This window comes from Proteiniborus sp., from assembly GCF_040308045.1.
Classification (GTDB): Bacteria; Bacillota; Clostridia; order Tissierellales; family Proteiniboraceae; genus Proteiniborus.
The window spans coordinates 1-3,451 of sequence record NZ_JAWRHZ010000049.1; the positions used below are offsets into that span (position 1 = coordinate 1).

Here is a 3,451-nt window from a genome sequence, read left to right on the forward strand (position 1 = left end):
AGAAGTTTTAAAAATTACTGGAGCCATGAAAAACTCGCAATGCCAGAAAAACAATCCATTAGGTAAGTGCTGTCATCAAATAATTCAAGATGCAATAGATAAAGCATTATCTATGAAATAATCAAAATTTAATTAATACACGTAATTTCCTTACCCCTTATCCCTGTATCTATGTCTCCATCAAATAAAGTCCTATCATTATGCAAATTCATTTTCGAATGCAAATAAAGTTATTGTAGAAAACATGGTTTATTAGGGATTAAAAATCTCGGGTAAGCCATGTTTTTCTATTAGAGAAGAAAAGAGGTGTAAGGGAGCAAATGCTTTTATAGGCTATATAGTGTAAAATAAATGTATGCAGTATGGGTTAGTATTACAAGGTATAAATAAAGATTTACTCACATTTTGAGGGGGAAAGGCGAATGAAAAAGATAAATTATTTAATTTTATTTGTTGTTGTGTTTATCGCTACATATTTTGTGCTCTGTTATTTTCCAAGTCTTCGGATTAAACTATTCGCTCCGCCAATGGAGTATTTTGTTGAGAGCATAAAGCATATGGTATTTTTAAAATCTTTAGTTTCGGTTGTTGTAGGATTATTAGCTGTTGGTATACCATTCATTATTCAAAGGCGAACAAAATAAGCTCATTTTTTAGTTCGTTAAGATGTATTAGTTACATATTGTGCAATACTGACTATAAGGGGGATTGGGGATGAGCGATTGGTTTACAATTGAAAAAATTGATAATAATACGTATGCCATTAGTGAATATGGACACTGGGAAAAAATGCACTCGTATCTTTTGATAGGTAAGACTTATGCACTTTTAATAGATACAGGTTTAGGAATAGGCAATATCAAGAAAGAGGTAGATTTATTGACTGACTTGCCCGTAAAAGTTGTAACTACACATGTGCATTGGGACCATATAGGAGGGCATAGTCTATTCGGTGATATTTCATGGTAGTGGAATTTTTAGATTTGAAAATTTCAATATACATATATAAAGCCTTTTGTTAAATACTATGTAATGTTTTTAGAATGTTGGCTGAATTACTCAGGTCAATGATGTTGCTTGTATTAGCAAGAAAAAAGTAATTATAGATGATAAGTATATAGAAGAACGTCCTATTAATGCTAGAAATAAATTTGAAGAAGAGATCCAGTTTGTAGAGAACTACTTAGAAACTCCTATGAAAAAGTTCATCAGATGATTGATCATCAAAAAAGCAAGCATGGATAGGAGTTTATATTTCTTGGCTCAAACATAGATGCTATATCAACAGCAGAGCAGTTTGGCATAGGCAAGGATAGAGTAGCAAACTATAATGCAGATAGTGAAGGTACTTTACTTAACTATGAAGTGCATGGCGAAACAGTTAGCTGTATGCGTGCTAATCGTAAAATATCTGAGAACGGGAAAGACCGTATTAAGGAAGACTTTAAAAAGCGTGGGGGTAGGAGATAAGCAAGGCTGACACTCCACCTCAGTGCAAAGCTTAACATAATAAAAATATATTGTAAAAATTAGATAATTATGTTATAATTATAATAATTTAGATGAACGGAGGGTTGCTAAAAATGGGCATTAGATTTATTAAATTCCGATTTTATACTTTATGTAACTAATTTAATAGTACTTAAAGACTCTACCTGGTGTAGAGTAAACGGGATTGGTCTGCCTATTTTTAGATTCCTAGTTGACGATAAATATTAATTTTGATAATACGTTAAAGAGGGTGCACCATGCTATCCTCTTTTTTTGTTATAAATAAATATTCATAAATGAGAAGTCAGGTAAACTTGTCTTAGTCTTCTTGTTTTGTATGGCCATGGGTACAAACAATAAGAATAGCTTGCTTTAATTATAAGCAGGTAACTCTTTCTATTTTGCATTCCTTTTCCGTTTACAACCACAGGTAGTAGCCTGTGTATTTTTGTGAAATGGAGGAATGAATATGTTACAGAAACCAAAAGCGATTTTGATAGGTGTTGATTGTGATAATCAAATGAATTTCAAGAATTCAATGGAGGAATTATCCAGGTTAGCAGAGGCATGCGACATAGAGGTAGTTGGATTAATTAGCCAGAAATCTAGTCGTGCAAGCAAGTCACGCTATATAGGTACAGGAAAAATTCAAGAAGTATTTGAATTAGTTAGTGAAAAGAATGCTGATTTGATCATCTCTAACGATGAGCTATCAGCTTCTCAAATTAGCAATCTAGAGGAAGATTTAAATTGTGAAATAATTGATAGGACAGTTTTAATTCTAAATATTTTTGCACAAAGAGCTAAGACAAGAGAAGCTAAGCTACAGGTAGAAATAGCTCAGCTGTATTACCAGTTACCTAGGCTAATTGGCTTAAGAGAATCATTAGGTCGCCAGAGAGGAGGTACTGGGTTTTATAACAGAGGTTCAGGGGAAACCAAACTGGAGCTAGACCGGAGAAGGATTGAAAGTAGAATAAGTGCACTGAATAATGAATTGAAAGCACTAGTTCTAGACCGTCAGAACCAGCGTAAGAAGCGTAAAAAGACGGAAGTACCAGTAGTGGCTTTAGTAGGGTATACAAATTCGGGGAAGTCAACTATAATGAATGCTATGCTAGATATGTATCAATCACCAACTGACAAGAAGGTGTTTGAAAAGGATATGCTGTTTGCCACATTAGAAACCTCAGTTAGAAGGATTGGAATGACAGCTAATAAATCCTTTTTATTAACTGATACAGTAGGATTTATTAGCAAGTTGCCTCACCAGCTTGTAAAAGCATTTCGTTCAACCTTAGAGGAAGTTTCTGAAGCTGATGTGATAATTCACGTAGTTGATTATTCAAATCTTAATTATAAACATCAGATTGAAGTGACACAGGAGACTCTTAAGGAAATAGGTGTAAATAATATTCCTGTTATCTATGCTTATAATAAAATAGATTTACTAGATGATAATATCTCAAGAATTGAAGAGGATCGTGTATATATTGCAGCAAAGAAGAAAGACGGGATAGATAAGCTAGTTTATGCTATTCATCAAAGCGCCTTTCCAGTCTATATTAACTGTGAAATGCTTATACCTTATGATAAAGGAAGTATAGTATCTTATTTAAATGATAATGCAGATATTAAGTCTACAGAGTATTTGGAGGATGGAATATTAATGTCATTAGAGTGTAAACAGGCTGATTATGAAAAGTTTAAGCAATACAGCAAGCAAATTAGTTTGTATAGTTAAAATTAAACCCATCTAATCAGGTGGGTTTAATTACTAAGTTACTATTAGAAAAACATATAGAAACAAAATAAACAGGGTAATGTAAAAAGTTCTATGAAAAAACAAGAGTCAAAAAGTAGTGTTTTTAAAGCAAATTTTGAGTAGGTTCTCCCGCCACCCTTGACAAAAATAAGAAAATGCTTAAGCAAAAGTAACAAGGGCGAAGGGAACTCAAAA

Annotated in this window: 2 protein-coding genes and 1 pseudogene; all 3 read left to right on the forward strand. The window is 32.9% G+C overall.

Annotation, left to right across the window (positions count from 1 at the left end):
- Positions 1 to 422 precede the first annotated feature (422 nt).
- The 3 genes and pseudogenes from ABV008_RS10100 (at position 423) to hflX (ending at position 3,235) form a co-directional block, all read left to right on the forward strand.
- On the forward strand, positions 423 to 644 hold the full coding sequence (locus ABV008_RS10100) for a hypothetical protein (RefSeq protein ID WP_352419700.1): 222 nt from the start codon (positions 423 to 425) through the stop codon (positions 642 to 644).
- A 70-nt stretch (positions 645 to 714) separates the two neighbouring features.
- Positions 715 to 957, forward strand: a pseudogene (locus tag ABV008_RS10105) (MBL fold metallo-hydrolase); the annotation flags it as partial.
- Positions 958 to 1,960: 1,003 nt separating this feature from the next.
- On the forward strand, positions 1,961 to 3,235 hold the full coding sequence (hflX, locus tag ABV008_RS10110; RefSeq protein ID WP_352419701.1) for a GTPase HflX: 1,275 nt from the start codon (positions 1,961 to 1,963) through the stop codon (positions 3,233 to 3,235).
- Positions 3,236 to 3,451 lie beyond the last annotated feature (216 nt).

What these genes read in the sequence shown, in the direction of transcription:
- ABV008_RS10100 (WP_352419700.1), top strand. Translation starts at nt 423, where the DNA reads ATGAAAAAGATAAATTATTTAATTTTATTTGTTGTTGTGTTTATCGCT.
- hflX (WP_352419701.1), top strand. Translation starts at nt 1,961, where the DNA reads ATGTTACAGAAACCAAAAGCGATTTTGATAGGTGTTGATTGTGATAAT.